This is a genomic window from Caulobacter soli (assembly GCF_011045195.1).
GTDB lineage: Bacteria > Pseudomonadota > Alphaproteobacteria > Caulobacterales > Caulobacteraceae > Caulobacter > Caulobacter soli.
The window spans coordinates 3,714,588-3,738,658 of the sequence record NZ_CP049199.1 but is presented as its reverse complement, the minus strand read 5'-3'; the positions used below and the strand labels follow the sequence as shown (position 1 = coordinate 3,738,658).

Sequence of the window (24,071 nt, the reverse complement as noted above, 5' to 3'; positions counted from 1 at the left end):
CGGGGCGTCAGTCCGCCGCCGCGCGGTGGATGTCGTCCATGCGGTCGCGGATCTCGCCCACGGAGGTGTCCATCGGCCCGACGGCGCCCGCGCGCGGAGCCAGCGGGATCTCGGTGTACATCACCTGCCGCTCGGCGAAGACCGGTGGCGTCGCCTCGTGCAGCGTGCACGACAGGTGCACCGTCAGGTCGCCGGCCTGGGCGCACAAGGCCACCACCGGCAGGTAGGGCCGAGTCTTGGCGATCTCGACCGGCATGGCCACGCGGTGCGAGCCGGCGACGACGCGAAGGCCGCCGTTGTCTCCGGGCGTCGCGGTCAGCGGGATCCCGATCGTCAGGCGCGAGCAGACATAGGCGTGACGGCCCAGGTGGCAATCGCGGTGGAACGACACGTCGGACGGGCCGGAGGCCACGCCCAGCGGCTTGAACAGCGCTTCGATGACCCGGCCCTCGACCGGAACCTCCGCCAGCACGTCCTGGCCGGCGACGATCCGGCGTAGGCGGTCCCAGGTCGGGCCGGACAGGATCGCCGCCGTCGTCGGCGAGTGGTCGACGAAGTCCTGCAGGCGCACGCAGCACCGCGCGCCGTCCTTCAGCGTCGCCCACCACGACTTGCCGTCGCCTTCGCTGTAGTGGGGCAGGGCGCGGTCCATGTCGGCGCTGATGCGGGCCAGATCCGCCGGGTTCAGCCAACCCTTCAGGTGCAGATAGCCGGCCTCGCGCAGGAAGTGGGCGATGTCGGCGGGATCGTCGTCGGGCGCGAAGGCGGCGGCCAGGTCCAGGGGCACGCCGTGGCGGTCGCGGAAGGCCAGGCGCATGTCGGTGACCGGCCAGCCTTCGAGCAGGGCGATCCACAGGGAATCCCAGACCGACACGTCGCGGATCTGGCCTTCCAGGACCTGCAGCGCTCGCATGACCAGGAAGCCGTTGAAGGTGATCTGGTTCTGCGCCCAGTCCGAGAACTGTTCCGCCGTGAGCGCGATCCGCAGGGCCCCGTCCGCCGGACCATGGCGAACCTCTATCGTGTCACCGACCCGCGAGAGCGTCCAGGCCGCGCCTTCGACCTCGAGGGTGAGGGGCGGGGCGTCGAGCGCGGCCATGCCCTCGGCGACCAGATGGCCGTGGGTGGCGGCCAATCCCGGGAAGGTCTCGGCGAAGAAGGCGGCCGGGGTGATGAAGCGACGGTCTTCGTCGCGCCGCGTGCGGCGGTCCAGCTCATAGGTCATGGCGGTCTCCCGAGGCGGCCTGATCGAGCAGGGCGGCGATCGCCGCGTCGCACTCGGCGATCAGGTCGAAGCCCTGGTCCGCGCGGAGCCATTGCTGCTCCAGCCCCGTCATCACCGCGAGGATCCGTCGCGCCACGTTCCGAGGGACGCCGACTTCGCCCGCCAGGACATTGGCGAACTCGGCCAGCACCATAGCCTCGCGCCGCAGGAAATAGGCGTGGGCGGGGTGGTCGCGGTTCAGGGCTTCGGCCTGCAGGACGACCAGCAGGCGCAGCAGCTCGGGCTGGGCGACCGACCGCGCGACGATGGCGTGGAAGACGCGCAAGGCCGCCGCGCGCGAATATTCGGCCTCGGAAGCGGTCGCGGGCTGGGCCGCCAGCTCGACGGGGATGATCGCGGCTTCGCGCCGGTCGCGCTCCTCCAGGATGGCGACCAGCAGCAGCTCCTTGGAGCCGAAATAGTGCAGCAGCCCGCCATTGGTCAGCTCGCAGGCCTGGGCCAGCTTCTGCACGGTGAAGCCCTGGTAGCCCAGCTGGCCGATCAGGCGGATGGCCGCGTCCAGGATCTGCTCGCGCCGCAGCGCGGGGTCCATGCGTCGTCGCGTGGGCTGGGGCATGTCGGAAATCTCATATTGACTGACTGTTCGGTCAATAAAGAGGTTTGGAGCTGAGGGCAAGGGTGGCGCAGAGCGGGTTCCTAAACCCTCTCCCCTCCGGGAGAGGGGGTCTAAGAAAGGCGCGGGCTGGTGGCGCGCTCAGGGGGATGTCTCCAATGGGCGTCGCGAAAGGCCAGTGTGGCGAGAGATATCGGCATAAAATGACCGTATGTGGATAGATGTAGGTCATCATAGCCACATATCGCCGCCAGCTAGGCCCTATCCTGCCGCCGTACCCCTTCACCGGAGCGCGGCGCATGCTGGTTGTCGATCAAAAGTCCCTGTCGCCCGCCGTGGTCTCGCCGGTGCGTCCCGCCCTGGAAGGCGTCAGCGCCTACAAGGCCGGCATGACCCTGGCCGAGGCCGGTCGTCTGGCCGGCCGCGCCGACCTGTCCAAGCTGGCCAGCAACGAGAACCTGCTGGGCTGCAGCCCCAAGGTCGCCGACGCCGTGCAGGAGGCCCTGGCCAGCGCGGAGATCTATCCCGACCCCTATTGCGAGACCCTGCGCGCCGCGATCGGCGAGCGGCTGGCGGTGGATCCGGCCCGCATCGTCATGACCCCGGGCTCCGAGGCCCTAATCGACTATCTGTTCCGCGCCGTGCTGCATCCGGGCGACAGCGTGCTGCTGTCCTCGCCGACCTTCCCGGCCTACGGCATCTTCGGCGGCTGCGCCGAGGCCCGGTTCATCGACGTGCCGCGCCTGCCGGGCTTCGACCTCGACGTCGAGGCCTTCAAGGCCGAGGCCGCCAAAGGGCCCAAGCTGCTGGTGCTGTGCACCCCCAACAACCCGACCGGCAACGCCATGACGCAAGGCCAGCTGGTCGACATCCTGGCCGTCACGCCGCGCTCGACCGTGGTCTTCGTCGACGAGGCCTATCGCGAATACTGCCTGGAACTGGACGTGCTGGGCGCGCTGAACGAATGGGGCGGGACCTGGGTGTCGGGCCGCACCTTCTCCAAGGCCTACGGCCTGGCCGGCATGCGGGTGGGCTATGGGATCTGCTCGTCGGCCGAGCTGGTCGGCTATCTGGACCGCATCCGCCCGCCGTTCAACGTCACCGCCATCAGCCAGGCCGCCGCCCTGGCCGCCTGGAACGACACCGAGCACCTGGAATGCACCGTGGCCCTGACCATCGCCGAGCGCGGCCGGGTCGAGGCCGTGCTGGACGCCATGGGCGTGGAGCGCACCGCCAGCGCCGCCAATTTCGTCTTCCTGCGTAGCCCGGCCGGCGCCGAAGCGACCGCCGCGCGTTTGCTGAAGGAAGGTCTCATCGTTCGTCCCACGCCCGTGCCCGGCGGCTGGGTGCGGATCACCATCGGCCGTCCCGCCGACAACGACCGCCTGATCGCCGCCCTGCCGGCCGCTCTTGCTCTCTGACCCTTCGGAGCCCGTTCCCATGACCACGACCGCTGAAAACCCTCTCGGCCTCGACGGCTTCGCCTTCGTCGAGTTCACCAGCCCCGAACCGGACGCCATGAAGGCGCTGTTCGAGCAGCTGGGCTTCGTGCCCGCCTCGACCCATCCGACCAAGGCCGTGACCCGCTACAAGCAGGGTCGCATCAACCTGCTGGTCAATGACGAGCCGACCGGCCAGGTGGCCGAGTTCCGCGCCGCCCACGGTCCCTCGGCCAACGGCATGGCCTTCGGTGTCGCCGACGTGGAAGCCGCCTATGCCGAGGCCCTGAAGCGCGGCGCCGTGGCGGCTGATGCGAGCAAGACGGTGCTGGGCGAGACCGCCCGGGTGCTGGAAGGCATCGGCGGCTCGATGCTGTACCTGGTCGAAGGCCCCGAGGCGGTGTTCGCCACCTGGACCGCCGTGCCCGGCGCCGCCGAGGCCGAAGCGGCCAACAATGTCGGCCTCGACCTGCTGGATCACCTGACCCACAACGTCAAGCGCGGCCAGATGCGCACCTGGTCGACCTTCTATCGCGACGTCTTCGGCTTCGAGGAGCAGAAGTATTTCGACATCAAGGGCCAGGCCACGGGCCTGTTCAGCCAGGCGATGATCGCCCCCGACAAGGCCATCCGCATCCCGCTCAACGAGAGCCAGGACGACAAGAGCCAGATCGAGGAGTTCATCCGCCAGTACAACGGCGAGGGCATCCAGCACCTGGCTCTGACTACGCCCGACATCTACGAGACCGTCGAAAAGCTGCGCGCCCGGGGCGTCAAGCTGCAGGACACCATCGAGACCTATTACGAGCTGGTCGACAAACGCGTGCCCGGCCACGGCGAGGACACCGAGCGTCTGCGCAAGAACCGCATCCTGCTGGACGGCAATGTCGGCGAGGAAGGCCTGCTGCTGCAGATCTTCACCGAGAACCTGTTCGGCCCGATCTTCTTCGAGATCATCCAGCGCAAGGGCAACGAAGGCTTCGGCAACGGCAACTTCCAGGCCCTGTTCGAAAGCATCGAGCTGGACCAGATCCGCCGCGGCGTGATCACGGTCGAGGCTTAGGCTTCCCGAGCGACGGGGGAGGGGGTTTAGTGCCTCCTCTCTTCCGTCTTCCCGGCGAAGGCCGGGACCCAGGTGAAACCCACGAGACGCTCCGGATGAATCTGGATCCCGGCCTTCACCGGGAAGACGGCGGTGGGGAGGACACGCATGAGAACCCGATCCGCATGACCGACGCGCTCACCTACCAGTCCGGCTTCGGCAACCACTTCAGCACCGAGGCCGTCCCCGGCGCCCTACCGGTCGGGCAGAACTCGCCGCAGACGCCGCCGTACGGCCTCTATGCCGAGCAGCTGTCGGGCACGGCCTTCACCGCGCCGCGCCACGAGAACCGACGCAGCTGGCTCTACCGTCTGCGGCCCAGCGCCGGTCACGGACCCTATGCGCCCTACGTTCAGGAGCGCCTGAAGAGCAGCCCGTTCGACGCGGCGGCGCCTACGCCCAACCGCCTGCGCTGGGACCCGATGGCGGTTTCGGACCAGCCCACCGACTTCGTCGACGGCCTGGTGACGATCGGCGGCAACGGCGACGTGGCCACCCAGTCCGGCATGGCCGCGCACCTGTATCTGGCCAACCGCTCGATGATCGACCGGGTGTTCCAGAACGCCGACGGCGAGCTGTTGATCGTGCCCCAGCAGGGCGAGCTGCACCTGGTCACCGAGTTCGGCCGCCTGGACGTCGCGCCGGGCGAGATCGTGGTGATCCCGCGCGGGGTTCGCTTCCGCGTCGAGCTGGCCGGTCCGGTGCGCGGCTATGTCTGTGAAAACTACGGCGCGGCGTTCAAGCTGCCGGATCTGGGGCCGATCGGCTCGAACGGCCTGGCCAACAGCCGCGACTTCCTGGCGCCCGTCGCCGCCTTCGAGGACCTGGAGAAGCCCACCGAGGTGATCCAGAAGTTCCAGGGCGGCCTGTGGGCCGGGACCTGGGACCACAGCCCGCTCGATGTTGTCGCCTGGCACGGCAATCTCGCGCCCTACAAATACGACCTGGCGCGGTTCAACACGATCAACACGGTCAGCTTCGACCATCCCGACCCGTCGATCTTCACCGTCCTGACCGCGCCCAGCGAGATCCCGGGCACGGCCAATGTCGACTTCGTGATCTTCCCGCCGCGCTGGATGGTGGCCGAGCACACCTTCCGCCCGCCCTGGTTCCATCGCAACGTGATGAGCGAGTTCATGGGGCTGGTGCACGGCGCCTACGACGCCAAGGCCGGCGGCTTCTCGCCCGGCGGCGCCAGTCTGCACAACATGATGAGCGACCACGGCCCAGATGTGGCCAGCCACAAGGGCGCGACCGAGGCGGATCTGAAGCCGCACAAGATCGACGGGACCATGGCCTTCATGTTCGAAAGCCGCTGGGTGATCCGCCCGACGAAATACGCTCTGGAGACTTCGGCGCTTCAGGCCGACTATGACGCGTGCTGGACGGGCTTCCCCAAAGCCCGGCTGCCCTAACAACGAAACGAAGAGGAAGCGCCCATGAAGCTCGCGTCTCTGAAGGGCGGCCGCGACGGCCGGCTGGTGGTGGTCTCCAACGACCTGGCTTGGTACACCGACGCCGGAACGATCGCTCCGACCCTGCAAGCCGCCCTCGACGACTGGGAGCGTTGCGGACCGATGCTCAAGGCGCTGGCCGAGAGCGTCGAGCACGAAGGCGTGCCGCTGGAGCGTTTCCACGAGCATGAGGCGGCCAGCCCGCTGCCCCGCGCCTATCAGTGGGTCGACGGTTCGGCCTATGTGAACCACGTGCAGCTGGTGCGGCAGGCGCGCGGCGCCGAGATGCCCGAAACTTTCTGGACCGATCCCTTGATGTACCAGGGCGCGTCGGACGGGTTCCTGAGCCCGCGCGACACCATTCCGCTGGCCGACTCCGCCTGGGGCTGCGACCTGGAGGGCGAGGTGGCGGTGATCGTCGGCGACGTGCCGCTGGGCGCGACCCGCGAGGAAGCCTTGGCGGCCATCCAGCTTGTCATGCTGTGCAATGACGTTTCCCTGCGCAACCTGATCCCAGCCGAGCTGGCCAAGGGCTTCGGCTTCGTCCAATCCAAGCCGGCTAGCGCCTTCTCGCCCGTGGCGGTGACGCCGGCCCTGCTGGGCGAGGCCTGGAAGGACGGCAAGCTGCACGGCAAGCTGCTGGTCACCCTGAACGGCGAGGACTTCGGCAAGGCCGACGCCGGCGTCGACATGACCTTCGATTTCGGGACCTTGGTGGCCCATGCCGCCAAGACCCGCGCCCTGGCGGCGGGCACCATCGTGGGCTCGGGCACGGTCAGCAACCGGGGCGCCGACGGCGGGCCCGGCAAGTCCATCGCCGACGGCGGTCTGGGTTATTCGTGCCTGGCCGAGCTGCGCACCGTCGAGACCATCTTGGGCGGCGCGGCCAAGACGCCGTTCCTGATGGGCGACGACACGGTCCGCATCGAGATGCACGACGCCAAGGGTCACTCGATCTTCGGCGCCATCGAACAGACGGTCGAGCGCATTTGAGCCAAGAGGCCGCGACCGAGGTAACGGCCGTCGGGCGGGTCTGGACGACTCCGGCCGGTGTCAAGCTGGGCCCGCTCGACCAGATCGCCGATCCGGGGGCGCGCAACTACGTCCTGCAGATCGGCGACAAGCGCTTCCACGGCTTCGTGGTGCGCAAGGGCGAGGCGGCGTTCGGCTATGTCGACCGCTGCCCGCACGCCGGCCTGCCGCTGGCCCAGGTGCTGGACCGTTACCTGACCGAGGATGGCCAGATGATCGCCTGCTCCTGGCACGGGGCGCTGTTCGAGCCGGAGACCGGGGCCTGCGTCGGCGGGCCTTGCGTCGGGGCGCGGCTGTCGCCCTGGCCGGTGCGGGTCGAGGATGGACGGATCGTCACCGTCTGAGCCGTCTGCACGAAAACTCCATGGAGCGCTCGCCGTCCGTGGAAGCCGCCGCCACGATGCGGCGACCCCGCGCGCCTAGACCTGTTCTGGCAAAGCAGGGAGCCGACCAATGTCTTTCGACCAGATCCCCTTCAGCCAGACGCAGGTGCGCGACTACGCGGTGGTGATCCACGCCGGCAACGACGAATGGACCTGGCAGGTGATGGATTTCGACGCCCGGGTCACGGCCCAGGGCGAGGCGCCGGATCGCGAAAGCGCCTGGCGAAGCGGCCTGTTCGCGGCCGAGGCGGTGGGCGCGTTCGCCCGGATCGGCCGGCGCGCCTAGGGCCAGACCCGCGGGCAAAAGAAAGGCCGCCTTCCACAGGAGAAGAAGACGGCCAAAGTCGCATAGGAGGAAACGCCCAGAAGGGCTGAGACCTCTATAGCGCAAGGTTGGTTTCGTGACAACGTTGTCATTGGAAGTTTTTTCAGCGACGCCGAAAACCCGTGTTTCCTTGGGCGGACGGTCTTGGCGACGACGGCGCGCGTGGCCAGATTGGCGGGACGTCAATGGAGCCGCCCGTGAGTTTGACCCTTCGCCTCGCCGTTCCCGAAGACCTGCCCGCCCTGCGCGACCTGATGAACGCGTCGATCGGCGAGTTGCTCAAGCCGTTCCTGAGGGCCGACGAGGTGGCGGCTTCGTTCGACGTCATGGGGCTGGACAGCCAATTGATCGCGGACGGCACCTATTTCGTGGTCGAGGACGACGGGCAGTTGGCGGGCTGCGGCGGCTGGAGCCGGCGGGCCACCCTGTTCGGCGGCGACCATTCGGCCGGACGCGACGCGGCCCTGCTGGACCCGGCGCGCGACGCGGCCAGGGTGCGGGCGATGTACACCCACCCCGATCACGTCCGCAAAGGCGTGGGGCGCATCATCCTGGAGGCTTGCGAGGCGGCGGCCGCCGGGGAGGGGTTCACGCGCTGCGAGCTGGCCGGAACCCTGGCCGGCGAGCCGCTGTACCGGGCTTGCGGCTATCACGAGATCCAGCGGTTCACCGCGCCGACCTCCAGCGGGGTCGAGGTGCCGCTGGTGCGGATGGGCAAGGCCCTGCCGGCCGTGACCCCATAGAAAAAGGGCGGGTCCGAGGACCCGCCCTTTCTTACGCTTACTCGGTACGCTGTACTTAGCGGAACAGGCTCAGGATCGACGAGGTCGATTGGTTCGCGATCGACAGAGCCTGAATGCCCAGCTGCTGCTTGGTTTGCAGCGATTGCAGCTTGGCGCTTTCCTTGGCCAGGTCGGCGTCGACCAGGTTACCCACGCCGGCGTCGAGGCTGTCTTGCAGCTTGCCGACGAAGGTCAGGTGGGTGTCCAGGCCGGTCGAGCTGGTGCCCAGCGAGGCCAGCTTGTTGGTCGCGGTGCCCAGGGCGACGCTGACTTGGTCGATCATCGACTTGGCGGCGGCGGCGGTCGAGAACGACGACGTCGAGCTCAGCTTCAGGCCGGCCAGCGACAGGGTCTTGGCGGCGACCGTGAACTGGCTGCCGTCGGCGTTGGCCAGGAAGGCCAGCTTCTGGGTCGAACCGTCGGCGATCGAGACGCCGTTGAACTTGGCGTTCGAAACGGCCTTGGTGATCTGGTCGCGGAGGCTGTTGAAGTCCGAAACCAGGGCGTTGAACGAGGCCGAGTTCAGCGAGGTGTCGGAAGCGGCCAGCGCCTTTTCCTTCATCTTGCCGAGCAGGTCGGTGACGGTGTCGCCAGCGGCCAGGGCCACGTCGATGGTGGACTGGCCGCGTTGCAGCGAGTCCTTCACGGCGTTCAGCGAGCTGGCGGTCGAGGATTGCGTCTTGGCGATAGCCCAGATCGCGCCGTTGTCCTTGGCGCTACCGACCTTTTTGCCGGTGTTGATGCGTTGTTGGACGGTGCCCAGTTCCGCATTCGTAGCGTTCAGGTTCTGCAGGGCGATCATCGCGCCCGAGTTCGTGTTGATGCTATTCAGAGCCATTTCGGCGAGTTCCCATTCAAGGTTGCCGACGTCATTTTGACGGTCGGGAGCATTTTGCTCACCGCCAGTGTCCACCGTCGTGCTTTCGATATTGTAAAAGTGTCGCAGCTATTTTCGCGACGTGGATAACACCTCGTTAGTCATTCCGATTCGACGAAAGTCGTCGCTTGAATCGAGTTCTTTTGGCCGAGAGTCATGAGTTCGAATCTTAATCTGCCGTTGACTCTGTCGGGCGGCCGACTGTTCCTTAAAATACAACATCTGGTAGTTCCGGCCGCTCGATGGGGCGAGTCTTGTTGGGCGCGGGGCAAAGAAAAAGGGCGGGTCCGAAGACCCGCCCTCAGGATGATGAACTCGAAGACCGAACCGCTTAGCGGAACAGGCTGAGGACCGACTGGGTCGACTGGTTGGCGATCGACAGCGCCTGCACGCCCAGCTGTTGCTTGGTTTGCAGCGATTGCAGCTTGGCGCTTTCCTTGGCCAGGTCGGCGTCGACCAGGTTGCCCACGCCGGCGTCGAGGCTGTCTTGCAGCTTGCCGACGAAGGTCAGGTGGGTGTCCAGGCCCGTCGAGCTGGTGCCCAGCGAAGCCAGCTTGTTGGTCGCCGTGCCCAGGGCGGTGCTGACGGTGTCGATCATCGACTTGGCCGCGGCGGCCGTCGAGAACGACGAGGTCGAGCTGAGCTTCAGGCCGGCCAGCGACAGGGTCTTGGCGGCGACCGTGAACTGGCTGCCGTCGGCGTTGGCCAGGAAGGCCAGCTTGGTGGTCGAGCCATCGGCGATCGACACGCCGTTGAACTTGGCGTTGGTCACGGCCTTGGTGATCTGGTCGCGGAGGCTGTTGAAGTCCGAAACCAGGGCGTTGAACGAGGCGCTGTTCAGCGAGGTGTCGGAGGCGGCGAGCGCCTTTTCCTTCATCTTGCCCAGCAGGTCGGTGACCGTGTCGCCGGCGGCCAGGGCCACGTCGATGGTGGACTGGCCGCGTTGCAGCGAGTCCTTGACGGCGTTCAGCGAGCTGGCGGTCGAGGATTGGACCTTGCTCATGGCCCAGATCGCGCCGTTGTCCTTGGCGCTGGCGATCTTCTTGCCAGTATTGATGCGTTGTTGCGTGACCTGCAGCTCCGAATTCGTGGAGTTCAGGTTCTGCAGGGCGATCATCGCGCCCGAGTTCGTGTTGACGCTATTCAGCGGCATCCGACGTATTCCTATTCAAGGTGTCCGACGTCGTTTTGACTGTCGGGAGCATTTTGCTCGTCACCAGGATGTCGGCCGTCCGTTTAAAATGGATAAACCCGGAATTTTCTGCTCAAGCATGACTGTATAGTGGGAAAAATCTGCAGGGCTATATTTGCAATCTTAGGAGTGTGTGTCGATTTGACGCAATATTGGTCGCGTCCAGCAAATCCGGAAGTCGACGACAACTTGCGGGCGAAATCGTCGCCCGCGACGCCTGCGGCCAAACGTCCGTCGACGGACGTCAGGCGCACAGACGCTGCGGCGCCTGGTCGCGGTCGTCGGCGTCGAAAAGATCGAAGGCCTCTTCCCAGGCCTCCTGCCTCGAGGCGCGCAAGGCCGCGTCGTCGATGATTCGGACGATCTGATCCTCGCGATCGTTCCACACCAGGCCGATGTCGGCGGCGCGCTCGGCGTCGCGGCCCAGCAGCAGGATGATGTCGGCCCGCAGCACGCGTTCGGGGCTCAGGCGCATCAAGGTGCGTCCGCCGCCCAGGTCGCGATGGATGTCGGCGAAGTCGAGCACGGCCGAGATCATGGCGGCGTTGACCGGGGCGACGTGCCAATCCTGAGCCAGAAGGCGGGCTTGAGCGAGGAGGCGGGTCATGGGCGGGCTCCAGATCGGGCTTCTGCCCGGCGGGTTTCTCTGCGCCTTCCTTTTGTGGGTGTGCTGCGTCAAAAACGGTCGTATAGGTTCGCCATGCGACACGACAAGGCGACCCGACTGCTGGACCTGGCCCGGATGCTGGCCGGATCGTCCGAGGGCATGACGCTGGACGAGATGGCCCAGGCCATGGACGTGGGCCGGCGCACGGCCGAGCGGATGCGCGACGCGGTCTGGGCGGCCTTCCCGCAGATGGAGGCGATCGAGGATCCGCCGACCAAGCGTTTCCGCATTCCCTCTGGTCTGGACAGCCTGTTCCAGACCCCGACCGCCGAGGAGCTGGCGGCCCTGCGCACCGCCGCCGACAGCTACGCCGCCGGCGGGGCCGAGGGGCGGGCCGCGGCGCTCTACGCCCTGGAACGCAAGCTGCTGTCGGCCCTGCGCGGCGCGGCCCGCCGCAAGGTGGCGCCCGACGTCGAGGCCCTGGTCCAGGCCGAGACCATCGCCGTCCATCCCGGTCCGCGCCCGTTCGAGAGCGTGGAGGTGCTCACCGCCATCCGCACGGCCGTGAAGGGCTTGCAGGCCCTGTCGTTCCGCTACGAGGGCGGCAGCGCGCCCGGGCGGACCCGCACGGTCACGCCGCTGGGCATCCTGTTCGGCCACAGCAACTATCTGGTGGCGACGGAGGGGCGCGATCCCAGGCCCCGCACCTTCCGCCTGGACCGCATGCAGGCGGTGACGGCCTTGAACGAGCCGGCCCCGCCGCCGGAAGAGTTTTCGCTGCAAGCCTTCGCCGACGAGAGCTTCGGCATCTATCACGGCCAGATCGAGGACGTGGTCCTGCGCATCGGACCCGGCCGCGCGGACGACGCCTTGCGCTGGCGCTTTCACCCGCACCAGACCGTGACCCAGGAACCGGACGGCTCGGTCACCGTCGCCTTCCGGGCCAGCGGCATGCTGGAGCTGTCCTGGCACCTGTTCACCTGGGGCGACGCGGTGGAGATCGTTTCGCCGCCGGGGCTGCGCGAGATGATGGTGCGGGAGCTGGAGGCGGCGCTGGCTCGGCACGTGAAGCCCCTGACGCCCTAGCGTTGTCTTGTCGAACGCCGCTAAGGTTCAGATTGAGCGGCGGCGAGGGGCGAGGATGCTCGGAAGAGTTCTGAAGGTTTGCGCGGTCGTCTTCCCGATCGTGGTCGTGTTGCTGGTCGTATGGCGCGTGATGGTCGTCATACCTGGCGAGGCTCGGCGTCAGTTCGCGGCCAGCGACACCATCTCCATGACCAATTGGAGCGAGTATTGGCCCTCCAGGGACTACACCATCGACATCCACCGAGATGGCGAGATCGTGTTCAGGGGCGGACCCGAGGTTCTGTTGCCTGGGGAACACAGGCTCATGGTCTCTCCCGTGAAAGCACAGGCGCTGTTCGATCGTTTCTCGACCTCACGCTTTCTGGGGATGAAGGCGCTCTACAAGGGTTGGTTCAAGCCGACCGACAAGCAGACCTTGTGTCTGCGAGGGGGCGGATTTGAGCATTGCGTCGTGTCGGCCTGGAATCCCATGTCGAGCAACGATGCGCCCGCCGAGTTGGGTGAGCTGATGACCGCGATCCACGACTTGACGCCGGCGGAGCGCTGGATTCGCGCCGGGCCGGAAACCATCGAGGTCTTTGGTGAGGAGGGACTGGATCCCCGTTCAATCGGCGGCCAGCGCCTGGTCTTCGAAGTCGCCCAGTATTTCGATGTGGCCGCCATGCGGGCGTTGATCGACGGCGGCTTTCCGGTCGCCGCCGTCCGTGAGGACCCGATCTACCATCTGAGCACCCCGGTGGAGGTCGCGGCGTATAATGGCAAGGCCGAGGTGATGCGGGTGCTTGTCGAGGCGGGGGCCTGGAAGTCGGCCGGACCGGATGTTCCACAGGCCACGCTGCGGGCTGCCGCCAAGTCCTGCCAGCCCGAGGTCGTTCAGGCTGTTTTCAACGAGGGCGTGGCGCTCCGGCCCGGGGCCATGACGGTCGATGTCCTGCGCTGCCGCGACGGTGCGTCCTGGAAAGCCGATCCACTGGCGACCGCCGCCCTGCTGCTGAAGCACGGCCTGCCTGTGAATGCTCGCGCCGCTGACGGTAAGACCCTGCTGCATGTGGCTTCCCGTGCCGATGTGGTCAGGCTGCTGTTGCGCCACGGCGCCGATCCCGATGCGCGCGACGCCGACGGCGTGTCGCCACTTCTGATGGTCGACCAGGAGGACGCGGCCATCGCGCTGATCGAGGCCGGCGCCGACGTCGATGTTACGCACGAAGGGATAGAACCCGGGCAGAGCGGCGGCTCGATCGACATTATCGCCAGCAACAGAGGCTGGACTCGGGTTCAGGATCTCGTCAACGCTCGCCGGGCTTCGGGGGCGGCCCCAAAGCATTAGGGACGGTCGACGAAGGCCCCGACGGTATCGGCGAACGCCTCCGGCCGTTCCAGATAGATGAAGTGGCCGCCGCCGGTCATGACGATCCGCTTCGCCCCGGGGATCAGCGTTTCCAGGGCGCCGGCGTGGGCGTGGACGTCGGGGATGTCGATCTCGCCGGTGATGATCAGGGTCGGGACCTTGATCTCGCCCAGGCGACCCATGACCTCGGGGCCGTCCTTGATCATCCGGGCCGCGCCCATATTGCCGGGATGGGCGGTGAGGTCGGCGACGACGAAGGCGCGCTGGGCGTCGGCGGCCGGCGTCAGGATGTACGGATCCCTGGCGGCGTCGGCGATGCGGCCCTGAGACATCAGGGTCACCAGGGTCATGGTGCGCTTGATGAAGTGCTCGGTGGGCTTGAAGCCGTTCACCGCCGCCCCGACCAGCACCAGCCGGTCCACCGCCTCGGGATGGGCCAGGGCGAAGTTGACCGCCACGCCGCCGCCCGACGACGAGCCGACCAGGGCGGCGCGCGACACGCCCGCCGCCTTCATCACTGCGCTTAGGTCGGCGACGGCGTCATAGGGCGCGGTGGCGGCCGGCGAGTTTCCATAGCCCCGGCGGTCGTAGCGCACGACCTTGAACCGAGCGCAGAGCCTGGGCCAGGCCGCGTCGAAGGCCGAGGAGTCCAGGATGCCGTCGTGCAGCAGGACGATAGCCTCGGGGCCCGAGCCGCAAGTCTCGTAGGCGAGCTTGCCGCCGTCCGCTGGGGCGAAGGTCTGGGCCGCCAGGGCGGGCGCCGCGCCGAGCAGCAGGCAGCCGGCCGCGATCGCCGCGACGGGCGTTGAGAACAGTCTCATGATGGTCTCCGGGGTTGGGGCGCCGGTCAGCCGGCGCGTTTCAGCTCGTCGGTGTCACGGTCGCCCGCTCTTTCTTGGGGAGTCTCTTCCGGCGCGTATTCCAGGATGTCGCCGGGCTGACAGTCGAGGTAGGCGCAGATCGCCTCCAGGGTGTCGAACTTCATGCCCTTCACCTTGCCGGACTTCAGCAGCGACAGATTGGCTTCGGTGATGCCGATGGCGCGGGCCAGCACGTTGGAGCGCACCTTGCGTCGGGCCAGCATCACGTCGAGACGCAGGATGATCGGCATCAGACGAACGCCTCGCGATCTTCCTCGATCTCGCGCCCCACCTGCATGACCTGGCCGATCACGAAGACCAGCAGTCCCAGCACGAAGGCCTGGAGGCTGGCCATGTGCGCCCAGTTCTTGTCGATCTCGTAGCCCGTGGCGCCCAGGAACAGGTGGCAGACGAATGGCGAGAGAGCGTAGGCGCACAGCCAGCCGCCGACCCGGCTGAAGCTCCGGCCATTCTCGGGCGTGAAGACGCGGCCCGTGGCGTAGAGGCTGAACAGCGACCGCAGGCTCCAGAACAGCATGATGATCGGCGTCGCCCGCACGATCCCGACCAGGCCGTAGATCAGCCGGTGGGGCAGGGGCAGCGACCCAAAGGCCACCGAGTTGGGCGGGCCCTCGCCGATATAGCAATTGTCCGGCCCGATCCGAACCAGTTCGCCCTTGTAGAAGATCATGGTCACCATGGCCGTGGCCAGGATCGCGCACGACAGGGCCAGCAGGCCCGTGAACAGCCAGGCCAGGGCGCGACTGCCCAGGCGCACGCGCCGCTGGGCCGGGGTCTCGGGCGCCGTCAGGGTCTCGGCGCGAGGCTTCAGTTTGACGACGACGGTCATGGCGTCCTCCAGTGACGCCAAGCTCGTTCGGAAATTTCTTTCTGTCAAACGATAATGTTTTGTCTGTTACGCTCGAGGGCAATCTAGGTCAGCCACGTAAGTCCGCCATCCTTTCACAACCTCGCGGCGTTGCGCCTCGGTTCCGCCGTTGTCGATGTCGCCGAAGCTTTCGCCCGTGATCTGTTCGAGGATCGCGGCGAGGGCGTCGACGACCTGGCTAGGTCCGTAGTGGCGCTGTCCCTCGAAGGCGTCCTGACCGTGATTGGCCAGGGCGATCGTCGGTTCGACCAGCGGGCGGTGGTCATCCATGTGAGCGACGATGGCGGGAACGGCGGCGGGGCCGAGCCCTTCCAGCCGGGTGAAGATCGCCCGCTGGCGCGCGCTCGCCTTCGCGCGCCCCTGCAGAGCGCCCAGTTCGGCGATCAGCCGGCGGACTTCAGCGTCGTGCGGGCTGGGAATGGGGCGTGCGTTCGGCGCGATGGTCTGACGCGCGATCTCGGCCCGGACGTCCGCCTCGGCCTTGCGTGTGGCTTGAACCAGAGCCCGTGGCGAACGGCCGGCGAAATAGGCCTTGGGCGGTATCCCGCTTTGGGTCAGGAAGAGCAACGCCCGGGCGTCAATGGCCTTGCGCAGGGCGTCGACCGGTGGGGCATAGGGGACGTCCGCCGGATAGACCTGCACGCTGGCGGGTCTGGAGCCCTTCAGGGCGGTGGCTTCCGCCAGGGGCGCGGCGACGTAATCGCGATCCGCGACCGCCTTCGCCAGGGCGGTGGGCGACAGGGCCATACGCGCCTCGACGATGACAGGGGAGGCGGCGACCAGTCGCGCCAGGGCGGTCGAAGTCGGACAAGCGCGAGGCGCGGCCGTGGCCGACGTGGCGATCAAGGCGGCGGCGCCGGTCCAGAACATGAAACGTCGAGCAAACACTATCGAACCCCTGCGAACCGCGGCCGAGCTTGGCTCGCGGGCGCGGCGCTCGCAAGCTTAAGCCGCCACCAGCCTCAGCAGGGCCAGCTCGCGCGCCCTCGGCGAGGCGGCGCGGCGCTTGGGAAGCTGGCTGGCCTCGAACGCCTCCAGCACCTTGGGGTGAATATAGGCCGCGCGGCAGACGGCGGGGGTGTTGCCCAGCAGGCCGGCCACGGCCTTCACGCAGGTGTTGAGCGTACGCTTGGCCTCGGTCTGGGTCGCCGGCTTGGGACTGAGGCTCAGGGCTTCGAGAGCCGCCAACGAGCCGTACCAGGTGCGGAAGTCCTTGGCCGAGAAGTCGTCGCCGCAGGCCGCGCGGATGTAGTCGTTGACGTCGCTGCTCTCGATGGCGCGCCGCTGGCCCTCGTCGTCCAGATACTGGAACAGGCGCTGGCCGCGCAGCTCCTGACAGGCGGCGACGATCCGCGCCAGGCGGCGGTCGCGAAAGCCGGTGCGGTGCTTCTTGCCGCTCTTGCCGACGAACTCGAACACCGCCCCGCCGCTGGCCAGCTTCAGGTGGCGCTTGCGCATGGTGGTCAGGCCGAAGCTCTTGTTGGTCTTGGCGTATTCGTCGTTGCCGACGCGGATCAGGGTCAGCTCCAGCAGGCTGACCACGGCCGCCAGCACCTTCTCGCGGGGCAGGCCCCGGCGCGCCAGGTCGACGGCCAGGCGCTTGCGCAGCTTGGGCAAGGCGCGACCGAAGGCGGACATGCGGTCGTACTTGCGCGCATCGCGGTCGGCTCGCCATTCGGTGTGATAGCGATACTGCTTGCGGTTCTTCTGGTCGCGGCCGATCGCCTGGATGTGGCCGTTGGGGTCGGGGCAGATCCAGACGCTGGTCCAGGCCGGAGGGATGGCCAGGGCCTTGATCCGCGCCAGGGTGGCCTCGTCCCTCACGGGACGGCCGTCCTCGTCGACGTAGGAGAAGGTCTTGCCGCGCGTAATCCTGCGGATGCCCTGTTCCTGGTCGTTGACATAGGCCAGCAGGGTGCGTTCGGCGGGTGTGGTTTCCAGCGTGTCGCGGGCCATGGTCACGTTCCGCCCTGGGCGTGGAGTTCGGACTGCGATTTCAGCGCTCGGCCGCCGTCGTCCTGGGCGACCAGATAAGCCGGTTCGCCCTTGGAGCCGTTGCGGACGATCCGTTCGCCCTTGATCGTGCGCTGGACGCGGCGCTCGAAGCGTTCGGCCACATGGCCGTGGGCGGTATGCGCCCCCCAGGTCCAACTGACCTTGTCGCCCTTCGAAAAATGCCCAGCCACTGGAACGCTCCCAACCTATTGTTTTGGCAACGTGATAGACGGAGCGCCGGTTCCGGGAGCGACGCGCCAGACATGAATTACCGACACGCCTTCCACGCCGGCAATTTCGCCGACCTGCAGAAGCACGCGATCGTGCTGGCCCTGCTGAAGGCCCTGACCGCCGAGGAAACGCCGCTGTCGGTGATCGACACCCACGGCGGCGCCGGAGCCTACGACCTAGGCGGCGACATGGCCCTTCGGTCGGGCGAGGCTGCGGCGGGGATCGGGCGGCTGCTGGCCATGGACGACGTGCCGGCGGTGTTCGCGCCCCTGGTCGCGGCGGCGAAGGCGTTGAACGGTAGGGGGCAGGGCTCGCTCTATCCGGGCTCGCCGCTGCTGGTGGCCGGCGCCCTTCGCAAGACCGACCGCTATACCGCCTGCGAGCTGCGACCCGACGATTTCGACAGCCTGCGTCGCACCCTGGCGCCCTACGCCTTCGCCCAGGCGGTCAAGGACGACGGCTACGCCACGGCCGTCGCCCGGGCGGGGAAGGGCGGGCGCACCTTCGTGCTGATCGACCCGCCGTTCGAGCGCAGCGACGACTACGCCCAGACCGTCGCCGCGACCAAGGCCGTGCTGGCCAAGGACAAGGACGCGGTGATCGCCGCCTGGATGCCGCTGAAGGACCTGGAAACCTTCGACGCCTTCATGCGAGCGATGGAAACCGTCACGAACGATGCGCTAGCTGCCGAGCTGCGCCTTCGCCCGCTGACGGATCCGATGAAGATGAACGGCTGCGCTATGGTCATGGTCGGGGCGCCGAAGTCGACCGAGGGCGCGATCGCCGAGATCACGACCTGGCTGGCCGACAATCTCGGCGACGCCGGGGCCAAGGCGCGGATCTGGCGCGCGTGACCACACAGGCCAGCCCCAGCTTTCGGGAAGCGTTCTGGGTCTGGCTCAAGGTCGGGTGCCTGGGCTTTGGCGGTCCCGCCGGCCAGATCGCCCTGCTGCACCGGGAGGTGGTCGAGAAGCGCGCCTGGATCGACGCGGCGCGGTTCGCCCACGCCCTGAGCTTCTGCATGCTGCTGCCGGGGCCGGAGGCCCAGCAATTGGCCACCTGGCTGGGCTGGCGGCTGCATGGCGTGCGCGGCGGGATCGCGGCGGGGCTGCTGTTCGTCTTGCCCGGCTTGCTGGTGATGCTGGGTCTTTCCGCCTTGTACGTCGTGCATGGGCGATCAGCCTGGGCGGGGCCGGCCCTGCTGGGGCTGAAGGCGGCGGTGGTCGCCCTGGTGCTGCAGGCCCTGATCCGCATGGGCGGCCGGGCGATCAAGGGCGTGGCGGGCTGGTGGGCGGCGGGCCTCGCGTTCGCGGCCCTGACCTTCACCGTGCTGCCGTTCCCCCTGATCATCCTGGCGGCCGGCGCGGTCGGGTGGGCGCTGGGCGGCGGCGCGGTCGTGCCGGCCGAAACGGTTCAGCGGCCCGCCTGGCGCACGGCCCTGGTGTGTCTCGCCGTGTGGCTGGCGCCGGTGCTGCTGGTCCTGGCCTTCGCGCCGGGATCGACCCTGGCCCGGATGGGCGGCGTGTTCAGCGTGCTGGCGGTGGTCAGCTTCGGTGGCGCCTACGCGGCCCTGGCCTATGTCGGCCAGGCGGCCGGCGCGTTCGGCTGGCTGGCGCCGGGCCAGATGCTGGACGGCCTGGGCCTGGCCGAGACCACGCCGGGGCCGCTGGTGCTGGTTCTGGTCTTCGTCGGCTTCGTCGGCGCCTACCAGAACGCCCCGGCGGAGTGGGCCTGGATCGCGGGCCTGGCCGGGGGACTGATGGCCGCCTGGACCACCTTCGCCCCGTCGTTCCTGTGGATCTTCGCCGGCGGGCCGTTCTTCGAGCGCCTGCGCTCTCGCCCGCGTCCCGCCCGCGCCCTGGCCCTGGTGTCGGCCGCCGCCGTCGGGGTGATCGCCAATCTGGCCGTGTGGTTCGCGGTCCATCTGCTGTTCCGGGTCGGAAGCGTCCGGGCCTGGGGGCCACTGCGGGCCGAGCTGCCCGACCTCGCCAGCGTCAACCTGTCGGCGGTCGGCTTGGTGGCCCTGGCGTGCGGCCTGGTCTTCGCCGTGCGCGCGCCGATCCTGGCGGTGGTGGGGGCGATGATCGCCGCAGGTCTGGCTCTGGGCGCTGTCGGGCTAGCTTGACCTAGCGTCAACAATTCGCGCGTGCGAAGCCGAAAACCGTGTTATGCTGCATCGCAACAAAACGGTTGTTGGAGCTCGGCCTCATGACCCAGTCGTTCCTGCCCGAAACACCCAAGATCGATCTCGAGAAAGGCCCCCACCTGATGGCCGGCGCGGCCTCGCCGCTGTGGCTGATGTTCGGCGGCGCGGCCGTCGCCGGGGCGGCCTGGTGGTGGTGGTCGGCGCGCTGGCGCGAGGCCGTCAATGTCGAGGCGCTGATGGCGCCGGCCCTGGCCAAGGCCCTCCCGACGCCCGAGCCCGTCGAACTCGCGCCGGAGCCGGTCGTCGAAGCGCCGATCGATCCCGTCACCGAAGCGCCTGTTCTCGCGCCGGTCGCGTTGGAGACGCCCGAGCCGGTCACCGTCGCCGCGACCGCCGTGACCGAGACCGTCGCCGAGGCCGTCCAGGAAACCCTCGACACCGCCGAAACCGTGGCGACCGAGACGGCTGAAACCCTCAAGGCCGTGGCCGAACCGGTGGTCGAAGCCGCCGTCGAACAGGCCAAGTCGGCCGCCGACGACCTGACCGTGGTCGTCGGCATCGGTCCCAAGCTGGCCGCCTCCCTGGCCGATCTGGGCGTCACGCGCTTCGAGCAGATCGCCGCCTGGGGCGCGGACGAGCTGGCCGATTTCGACGCCAAGCTCGGTCTCAAGGGCCGCGCCGAGCGCGACGCCTGGGTGGCCCAGGCCAAGCGGCTGGCGACGGGCGTCTAGTATTCTGATCCGCTCATCCCGGCGAATGCCGGGACCCAGATGGAATGGCTTTGAGGCTGACGCCAAAAGCGCTGAGCTTATCCAGTCATCCGCACCGCTATGGGATCTGGGTCCCGGCATTCGCCGGGATGAGCGGATTTATTTGTGCGGTTCACTCCAGTCCGAACGCCGCCAGCAGCCGGTCCGCCGCCGCTGACGCCGGCAACGCTCCGGCTCGCACCGCCCGCTCCACATCCGCGGTCAAGGCCGCCACGGCCGGCGCCTCGCGAAAGGCCTGGGCCAGGCGGTCCTGGACCATGGCCCACATCCAGCGGCTGTCCTGGTCGGCGCGCCGTTTGGCGCGGTCGCCATTGGCGGTCATGATCTCGCGGTGACGCCGGATCTGGGTCCACAGCACGTCCAGCCCGCCGCCCGTCAGGCCCGAGGCGGTCAGCACCGGCGGCGTCCAGTCGCGCGAGGCCGGCGTCAGGATGTGCAGGGCGTTGCGGTAGTCGCGGGCCGAGCGCTCGGCCTTGGCCGGATCGGCGTCGGCCTTGTTGATCACCAGCAGGTCGGCCAGCTCGATCAGGCCCTTCTTGATGCCCTGCAGCTCGTCGCCGCCGCCGGGGATCAGCAGGGCCAGGAAGATGTCGACCATGTCCGACACCACCGTCTCGGACTGGCCCACCCCCACGGTCTCGACGATGATCACGTCGAAGCCGGCCGCCTCGCACAGCAGCATGGCTTCGCGGGTTTTGCGCGCCACCCCGCCCAGCACCCCGCCGGACGGCGAGGGGCGGATATAGGCGTTGGGATCGACGCTGAGCCGCTCCATGCGGGTCTTGTCGCCCAGGATCGAACCGCCGTGGCGGCCCGACGAGGGATCCACCGCCAGCACCGCGACGCGATGGCCGGCGGCGGTCAGCATCGTGCCGAAGGCCTCGATGGTGGTCGACTTGCCGGCGCCCGGCACGCCGGTGATCCCGATCCGCTGAGCCCCGCCGGTGCGCGGCATCAGGCGTTCCAGCAGGGCTCGGGCGGCCATCTGGTGATCGCGGCGGCGGCTCTCGACCAGGGTGATGGCGCGGGCCAGGGCGGCGCGGTCGCCGGCGACCAGGCGCGTCTCGAGGTCGGTGATGTCGATCGGTGAATTCACCCGTCCCGCTTAGAGGACGACCGCGGTCCCGGAAACCGAAACCATCATCATCGAGCCGTGCGGGCCGACGGTGTTGTAGTCGAGGTCGACGGCGATGACCGCGTTCGCGCCCAGCTTCTCGGCTTCCTTGACCAGGTTCTTCATGGCGTCCTCGCGGGCCCGGGCCAGAACCCGTTCGTAGGACTTGGAATGGCCGCCGATGAAGTCGCGGATCGCGGCCATCAGGTCCAGCACCACGTTCGCGCCAAGGATCGACTGGGCGTAGATCGCGCCCTTGTAGTCCTGGACCGGCCGTCCCTCGATGAAGGGGGTGGTCGAGATCAGCATCGACAGGTCCTCGTCAGCCGCGCCGGCCGTCGCCACATTGGCGCTCGCCGTTAACTTAAGCACAAACGGTCGTCTTCGCGAGGGGCTCCCTCCGAGCGCGAGCGATTTGCCGATCGCTTTCGCCCAGTACGCGAAACTACGCCATGGCCACTTCCGGCGGGCCCATGGTTAAGGCAGATTGCGGCCCGTACCGCTGCTGGGGGCCGCCGGGTGATCTTCGCCAAATCGCATCTCGACCTGCACAACATCCGCAACAACGTGGCGCGGGTGAAGAAGCTGTCGGACAACGTGGTCGGCGTGGGCCCGCTGGGCATCGGCCTGGACGGCCTGCTCACCTGGATCCCGGGCGCGGGCGAGCTCTACAGCCTGGGGGCCGGCGGGCTGATCGTCTGGGACGCCGTCCGCGCGCGCTCGGCGCCGATGATCGTCGTGCAGATCATGGCCATCATCCTGGTCGACACGGTAGCCGGCGCCGTGCCGGGCGTGGGCAAGGTGGCCGACATGCTGTTCACCGGCCACAAGTGGTCGGCCGACATGCTGACCAACCACATGGATGACACGATCTATTTCGAGGGCACGCGCAAGGACGTCCAGGGCACGGCCGAGTACCGCGACCTGCTGGAACGGATCCGGGCCGGCAAGGAAAAGCGCCGGGTGGTCTTCCTCGGCTGATTTTATGTGCTGACAACCAACTGGGCGGGGGCGCGTTGAGCCTGACATGACCGAACGCACCGCACAGACCGTCGAGGGCTACATCATCGACGAAGGGCCCGCCAGCCAGCGTCACAAGGCGCACCAGGCCTGGCGTCACGCCGAGACCATCAAGCGGCTTTCCGACCGGCTGATCGGCATCGGCCCGTTCGGCATCGGCCTGGACGGCGTGCTGGCCTGGGTGCCGGTCGCGGGGCCGGTCTACAGCCTGGGCGCGGGCGGGCTGCTGCTGTTCCACGCCATGTCGGCCGGAGCCTCGGCGGCGACCCTGGCGCGGATGCTGGCCTATGTGGCGATGGACACCGCCACCGACGCCATCCCGGTCGCCGGCTGGGCCGTCGACACCCTGTTCCCCGGCCACCTGATGGCCGCCAAGGCGCTGCAGAAGGACATTGAGTCCAAGCACGGCTTGCCCGACGAAATCGACGCCAAGACGCGCAAGAAACGCAAGGTGAAGAAGACCCGGCGCTAGAGCGCCAGGGGCGGGCGGGTGACAACGGGCGGGCGCTCCCGTCCGCCATAGGCGACCACCCAGACGCCCAGGCCGGTCGCCGCGCCTACGACCGCCAGAATGAACATCGCTGGGTCGCCGGCGCGATCATCGCTGATCCAGGCCAGGAATTCGCCTAACAGGCCTCCGGCGGCCGCGCCGACCAGCATCGCGCACCAGACATGGTGTCGTCCCAGGCGCTGCAGCAGCATCCAGGCCAGGCCGCCGAATATGACGGGCGGCCACCCGAAAAGTACGCTGACGACAACCAGCATGAAAAACGTCCCCGGCGCCTGCGTGAGCGTGGTCCAGCCGTTCGTGGCGCCTGGGATGAGCGTGAAGACGAACGGTGGAAACACGAAGGCGAAGACGATCGCGCGGAACGCTCGCGGAAGCGTGGTTTGCTTGGAGCTGGGGCGAAGCATGGCGGGTCCCGATGCGGTGGGTGGCGATCCGCATCAGGCGTGGCCGGCGTGCAATCGATGGCGCGCGCCGTGTTGGGTTTCAGTGCAGGTTTGTCGTGTTCCTAAGCGGCTTTTTTGAACCCTCTCCCCATGGGAGAGGGATCAAAAAGGGGGACGGAGCTCGGTCTATCCTTGGCTCATTCGGATCAGAACCCAATACAATCAGCACTCTAAACTTTCTCGACCCAATCTTGTCCTCGGCGCTCAAAACCCCCGCATCCTAGTCCTCGCCCTGTCGCAGGGGAGGACGTCCGGCCGGCGACCTCGACGTGCGGCGGGGGCGGTCGAGCGGGAAGCGTCCGTCGGCCGGTTGCGCGGGCCCATCGGGTCGGTCCGCGGAACGTGGGGGTCCTGGATGGGGCCTCGGGCGGTCCGGACCGGGACGGCGGGAACACCCTCGCGGAACCGAACGGTGAAACGCGGCAGGCATGGGCTGAAATCGCCCATGCGGTCCGGACGTGGTACGTCGCCCCTCCGCCCGCCGGGGGCCTCCATCGGAGCGGGTTAAAAATCCGCGATCCCAAGGCTTCTGGAAAACGCGCCGCGCGGAGCACCCGTGACGTGTCGAAACGGTCTTCTGCAAAAATTCTACACCGGGCGCGCCCCGGACGTTCCGCCGCCTCCCCA

28 protein-coding genes are annotated in these 24,071 nt (G+C 68.0%); 14 read left to right on the top strand and 14 right to left on the bottom strand.

Features of this window, described 5'->3' with window-relative positions; translation table 11 throughout:
* Positions 1-7: 7 nt before the first annotated feature.
* A complete protein-coding gene (locus G3M62_RS17510) occupies positions 8-1,225 on the bottom strand; it encodes a phytanoyl-CoA dioxygenase family protein (RefSeq protein WP_165189274.1) in 1,218 nt (405 codons plus the stop codon).
* The gene (locus G3M62_RS17505; RefSeq protein ID WP_165189270.1) at positions 1,215-1,841 is read right to left on the bottom strand and encodes a TetR/AcrR family transcriptional regulator; all 627 of its coding nucleotides are present in this window, start codon (positions 1,839-1,841) and stop codon (positions 1,215-1,217) included. The genes G3M62_RS17510 and G3M62_RS17505 overlap by 11 nt, the downstream gene beginning before the upstream one ends.
* 296 nt (positions 1,842-2,137) lie before the next feature.
* Between G3M62_RS17505 and G3M62_RS17500 the strand changes: the two genes are divergently transcribed.
* From G3M62_RS17500 to G3M62_RS17470, 7 genes are all read left to right on the top strand, one after another.
* Positions 2,138-3,259: a pyridoxal phosphate-dependent aminotransferase gene (locus G3M62_RS17500; protein WP_165189266.1), complete on the top strand. Its 1,122-nt coding sequence runs from the start codon at positions 2,138-2,140 to the stop codon at positions 3,257-3,259.
* 19 nt (positions 3,260-3,278) lie between these two features.
* The gene (hppD, locus tag G3M62_RS17495) at positions 3,279-4,340 is read left to right on the top strand and encodes a 4-hydroxyphenylpyruvate dioxygenase (RefSeq protein ID WP_165189263.1); all 1,062 of its coding nucleotides are present in this window, start codon (positions 3,279-3,281) and stop codon (positions 4,338-4,340) included.
* A gap of 164 nt (positions 4,341-4,504) precedes the next feature.
* A complete protein-coding gene (gene hmgA / locus G3M62_RS17490) occupies positions 4,505-5,794 on the top strand; it encodes a homogentisate 1,2-dioxygenase (protein ID WP_165189260.1) in 1,290 nt (429 codons plus the stop codon).
* A gap of 24 nt (positions 5,795-5,818) precedes the next feature.
* Positions 5,819-6,826 (top strand): fumarylacetoacetate hydrolase family protein, encoded by a 1,008-nt coding sequence (locus G3M62_RS17485; RefSeq protein ID WP_165189257.1) that lies wholly within the window; start codon positions 5,819-5,821, stop codon positions 6,824-6,826.
* Positions 6,823-7,209: a Rieske (2Fe-2S) protein gene (locus G3M62_RS17480; protein ID WP_165189254.1), complete on the top strand. Its 387-nt coding sequence runs from the start codon at positions 6,823-6,825 to the stop codon at positions 7,207-7,209. Before G3M62_RS17485 ends, G3M62_RS17480 begins: the two co-directional genes overlap by 4 nt.
* A gap of 109 nt (positions 7,210-7,318) precedes the next feature.
* Positions 7,319-7,534, top strand: a complete 216-nt coding sequence (locus tag G3M62_RS17475) for a hypothetical protein (protein WP_246263313.1) — start codon at positions 7,319-7,321, stop codon at positions 7,532-7,534.
* Between the two features lie 236 nt (positions 7,535-7,770).
* Positions 7,771-8,316: a GNAT family N-acetyltransferase gene (locus G3M62_RS17470; protein WP_246263311.1), complete on the top strand. Its 546-nt coding sequence runs from the start codon at positions 7,771-7,773 to the stop codon at positions 8,314-8,316.
* Positions 8,317-8,371: 55 nt separating this feature from the next.
* Here G3M62_RS17470 and G3M62_RS17465 read toward each other — a convergent pair whose 3' ends face one another.
* The 3 genes from G3M62_RS17465 to G3M62_RS17455 all read right to left on the bottom strand — a co-directional run bounded on the left by G3M62_RS17465 (position 8,372) and on the right by G3M62_RS17455 (position 11,031).
* Positions 8,372-9,193 carry a flagellin gene (locus G3M62_RS17465; protein ID WP_165189248.1) on the bottom strand — a complete coding sequence of 274 codons (822 nt, stop codon included), beginning with the start codon at positions 9,191-9,193 and terminating at the stop codon, positions 8,372-8,374.
* A 370-nt stretch (positions 9,194-9,563) separates the two neighbouring features.
* Positions 9,564-10,385, bottom strand: coding sequence for a flagellin (locus G3M62_RS17460; RefSeq protein ID WP_165189245.1), 822 nt, complete (start codon positions 10,383-10,385; stop codon positions 9,564-9,566).
* A 283-nt stretch (positions 10,386-10,668) separates the two neighbouring features.
* Entirely contained in the window at positions 10,669-11,031 is a 363-nt protein-coding gene (locus tag G3M62_RS17455) for a hypothetical protein (protein ID WP_165189243.1), read from the bottom strand.
* Positions 11,032-11,124: 93 nt separating this feature from the next.
* Here G3M62_RS17455 and G3M62_RS17450 point away from each other — a divergent pair, with 93 nt between their 5' ends.
* The gene (locus G3M62_RS17450; RefSeq protein ID WP_165189240.1) at positions 11,125-12,117 is read left to right on the top strand and encodes a helix-turn-helix transcriptional regulator; all 993 of its coding nucleotides are present in this window, start codon (positions 11,125-11,127) and stop codon (positions 12,115-12,117) included.
* 55 nt (positions 12,118-12,172) lie between these two features.
* The gene (locus G3M62_RS17445) at positions 12,173-13,444 is read left to right on the top strand and encodes an ankyrin repeat domain-containing protein (protein ID WP_165189237.1); all 1,272 of its coding nucleotides are present in this window, start codon (positions 12,173-12,175) and stop codon (positions 13,442-13,444) included.
* On the opposite strand, the gene G3M62_RS17440 is transcribed toward G3M62_RS17445, so the two are convergent.
* From G3M62_RS17440 to G3M62_RS17415, 6 genes are all read right to left on the bottom strand, one after another.
* On the bottom strand, positions 13,441-14,286 hold the full coding sequence (locus tag G3M62_RS17440; protein ID WP_165189234.1) for an alpha/beta fold hydrolase: 846 nt from the start codon (positions 14,284-14,286) through the stop codon (positions 13,441-13,443). The two genes, G3M62_RS17445 and G3M62_RS17440, sit on opposite strands and share 4 nt — an antisense overlap.
* Positions 14,287-14,312: 26 nt before the next feature.
* A complete protein-coding gene (locus G3M62_RS17435) occupies positions 14,313-14,576 on the bottom strand; it encodes a helix-turn-helix domain-containing protein (RefSeq protein ID WP_165189231.1) in 264 nt (87 codons plus the stop codon).
* Entirely contained in the window at positions 14,576-15,175 is a 600-nt protein-coding gene (locus G3M62_RS17430) for a DUF2975 domain-containing protein (protein ID WP_165189227.1), read from the bottom strand. The genes G3M62_RS17435 and G3M62_RS17430 overlap by 1 nt, the downstream gene beginning before the upstream one ends.
* 66 nt (positions 15,176-15,241) lie before the next feature.
* Positions 15,242-16,084, bottom strand: a complete 843-nt coding sequence (locus tag G3M62_RS17425) for a hypothetical protein (protein ID WP_165189223.1) — start codon at positions 16,082-16,084, stop codon at positions 15,242-15,244.
* Between the two features lie 75 nt (positions 16,085-16,159).
* The gene (locus G3M62_RS17420; protein ID WP_165189221.1) at positions 16,160-17,170 is read right to left on the bottom strand and encodes a DNA topoisomerase IB; all 1,011 of its coding nucleotides are present in this window, start codon (positions 17,168-17,170) and stop codon (positions 16,160-16,162) included.
* Positions 17,171-17,172: 2 nt separating this feature from the next.
* Positions 17,173-17,400, bottom strand: coding sequence for a hypervirulence associated TUDOR domain-containing protein (locus tag G3M62_RS17415; RefSeq protein ID WP_165189218.1), 228 nt, complete (start codon positions 17,398-17,400; stop codon positions 17,173-17,175).
* A gap of 72 nt (positions 17,401-17,472) precedes the next feature.
* On the opposite strand from G3M62_RS17415, the gene rlmJ reads away from it, so the two are divergent.
* From rlmJ to G3M62_RS17400, 3 genes are all read left to right on the top strand, one after another.
* Complete coding sequence (gene rlmJ / locus G3M62_RS17410; protein ID WP_165189215.1) at positions 17,473-18,294, top strand: 23S rRNA (adenine(2030)-N(6))-methyltransferase RlmJ; 822 nt, start codon at positions 17,473-17,475, stop codon at positions 18,292-18,294.
* Positions 18,291-19,565 carry a chromate transporter gene (gene chrA / locus G3M62_RS17405; protein WP_165189212.1) on the top strand — a complete coding sequence of 425 codons (1,275 nt, stop codon included), beginning with the start codon at positions 18,291-18,293 and terminating at the stop codon, positions 19,563-19,565. Before rlmJ ends, chrA begins: the two co-directional genes overlap by 4 nt.
* 83 nt (positions 19,566-19,648) lie before the next feature.
* Complete coding sequence (locus G3M62_RS17400; RefSeq protein WP_165189209.1) at positions 19,649-20,317, top strand: hypothetical protein; 669 nt, start codon at positions 19,649-19,651, stop codon at positions 20,315-20,317.
* A 151-nt stretch (positions 20,318-20,468) separates the two neighbouring features.
* Here G3M62_RS17400 and meaB read toward each other — a convergent pair whose 3' ends face one another.
* Both meaB and G3M62_RS17390 read right to left on the bottom strand, forming a co-directional pair.
* The gene (gene meaB, locus G3M62_RS17395) at positions 20,469-21,452 is read right to left on the bottom strand and encodes a methylmalonyl Co-A mutase-associated GTPase MeaB (protein ID WP_165189206.1); all 984 of its coding nucleotides are present in this window, start codon (positions 21,450-21,452) and stop codon (positions 20,469-20,471) included.
* A gap of 9 nt (positions 21,453-21,461) precedes the next feature.
* On the bottom strand, positions 21,462-21,779 hold the full coding sequence (locus G3M62_RS17390) for a heavy metal-binding domain-containing protein (RefSeq protein ID WP_165191353.1): 318 nt from the start codon (positions 21,777-21,779) through the stop codon (positions 21,462-21,464).
* Positions 21,780-21,989: 210 nt separating this feature from the next.
* Here G3M62_RS17390 and G3M62_RS17385 point away from each other — a divergent pair, with 210 nt between their 5' ends.
* Together G3M62_RS17385 and G3M62_RS17380 are read left to right on the top strand one after the other, a co-directional pair.
* Positions 21,990-22,451 (top strand): DUF4112 domain-containing protein, encoded by a 462-nt coding sequence (locus G3M62_RS17385; protein ID WP_165189203.1) that lies wholly within the window; start codon positions 21,990-21,992, stop codon positions 22,449-22,451.
* Positions 22,452-22,497: 46 nt separating this feature from the next.
* On the top strand, positions 22,498-22,962 hold the full coding sequence (locus G3M62_RS17380) for a DUF4112 domain-containing protein (protein WP_165189200.1): 465 nt from the start codon (positions 22,498-22,500) through the stop codon (positions 22,960-22,962).
* Here the strand turns inward: G3M62_RS17380 and G3M62_RS17375 are convergent.
* On the bottom strand, positions 22,959-23,405 hold the full coding sequence (locus tag G3M62_RS17375) for a hypothetical protein (RefSeq protein ID WP_165189197.1): 447 nt from the start codon (positions 23,403-23,405) through the stop codon (positions 22,959-22,961). The two genes, G3M62_RS17380 and G3M62_RS17375, sit on opposite strands and share 4 nt — an antisense overlap.
* Positions 23,406-24,071: the final 666 nt, after the last annotated feature.

Bases quoted from the DNA above. Each gene is read 5' to 3' on its own strand.
- G3M62_RS17510 (WP_165189274.1), bottom strand. From the start codon at position 1,225: ATGACCTATGAGCTGGACCGCCGCACGCGGCGCGACGAAGACCGTCGC.
- G3M62_RS17505 (WP_165189270.1), bottom strand. From the start codon at position 1,841: ATGCCCCAGCCCACGCGACGACGCATGGACCCCGCGCTGCGGCGCGAG.
- G3M62_RS17500 (WP_165189266.1), top strand. From the start codon at position 2,138: ATGCTGGTTGTCGATCAAAAGTCCCTGTCGCCCGCCGTGGTCTCGCCG.
- hppD (WP_165189263.1), top strand. From the start codon at position 3,279: ATGACCACGACCGCTGAAAACCCTCTCGGCCTCGACGGCTTCGCCTTC.
- hmgA (WP_165189260.1), top strand. From the start codon at position 4,505: ATGACCGACGCGCTCACCTACCAGTCCGGCTTCGGCAACCACTTCAGC.
- G3M62_RS17485 (WP_165189257.1), top strand. From the start codon at position 5,819: ATGAAGCTCGCGTCTCTGAAGGGCGGCCGCGACGGCCGGCTGGTGGTG.
- G3M62_RS17475 (WP_246263313.1), top strand. From the start codon at position 7,319: ATGTCTTTCGACCAGATCCCCTTCAGCCAGACGCAGGTGCGCGACTAC.
- G3M62_RS17465 (WP_165189248.1), bottom strand. From the start codon at position 9,193: ATGGCTCTGAATAGCATCAACACGAACTCGGGCGCGATGATCGCCCTG.
- G3M62_RS17460 (WP_165189245.1), bottom strand. From the start codon at position 10,385: ATGCCGCTGAATAGCGTCAACACGAACTCGGGCGCGATGATCGCCCTG.
- G3M62_RS17455 (WP_165189243.1), bottom strand. From the start codon at position 11,031: ATGACCCGCCTCCTCGCTCAAGCCCGCCTTCTGGCTCAGGATTGGCAC.
- G3M62_RS17450 (WP_165189240.1), top strand. From the start codon at position 11,125: ATGCGACACGACAAGGCGACCCGACTGCTGGACCTGGCCCGGATGCTG.
- G3M62_RS17445 (WP_165189237.1), top strand. From the start codon at position 12,173: ATGCTCGGAAGAGTTCTGAAGGTTTGCGCGGTCGTCTTCCCGATCGTG.
- G3M62_RS17440 (WP_165189234.1), bottom strand. From the start codon at position 14,286: ATGAGACTGTTCTCAACGCCCGTCGCGGCGATCGCGGCCGGCTGCCTG.
- G3M62_RS17435 (WP_165189231.1), bottom strand. From the start codon at position 14,576: ATGCCGATCATCCTGCGTCTCGACGTGATGCTGGCCCGACGCAAGGTG.
- G3M62_RS17430 (WP_165189227.1), bottom strand. From the start codon at position 15,175: ATGACCGTCGTCGTCAAACTGAAGCCTCGCGCCGAGACCCTGACGGCG.
- G3M62_RS17425 (WP_165189223.1), bottom strand. From the start codon at position 16,084: ATGTTCTGGACCGGCGCCGCCGCCTTGATCGCCACGTCGGCCACGGCC.
- G3M62_RS17420 (WP_165189221.1), bottom strand. From the start codon at position 17,170: ATGGCCCGCGACACGCTGGAAACCACACCCGCCGAACGCACCCTGCTG.
- rlmJ (WP_165189215.1), top strand. From the start codon at position 17,473: ATGAATTACCGACACGCCTTCCACGCCGGCAATTTCGCCGACCTGCAG.
- G3M62_RS17400 (WP_165189209.1), top strand. From the start codon at position 19,649: ATGACCCAGTCGTTCCTGCCCGAAACACCCAAGATCGATCTCGAGAAA.
- G3M62_RS17390 (WP_165191353.1), bottom strand. From the start codon at position 21,779: ATGCTGATCTCGACCACCCCCTTCATCGAGGGACGGCCGGTCCAGGAC.
- G3M62_RS17380 (WP_165189200.1), top strand. From the start codon at position 22,498: ATGACCGAACGCACCGCACAGACCGTCGAGGGCTACATCATCGACGAA.
- G3M62_RS17375 (WP_165189197.1), bottom strand. From the start codon at position 23,405: ATGCTTCGCCCCAGCTCCAAGCAAACCACGCTTCCGCGAGCGTTCCGC.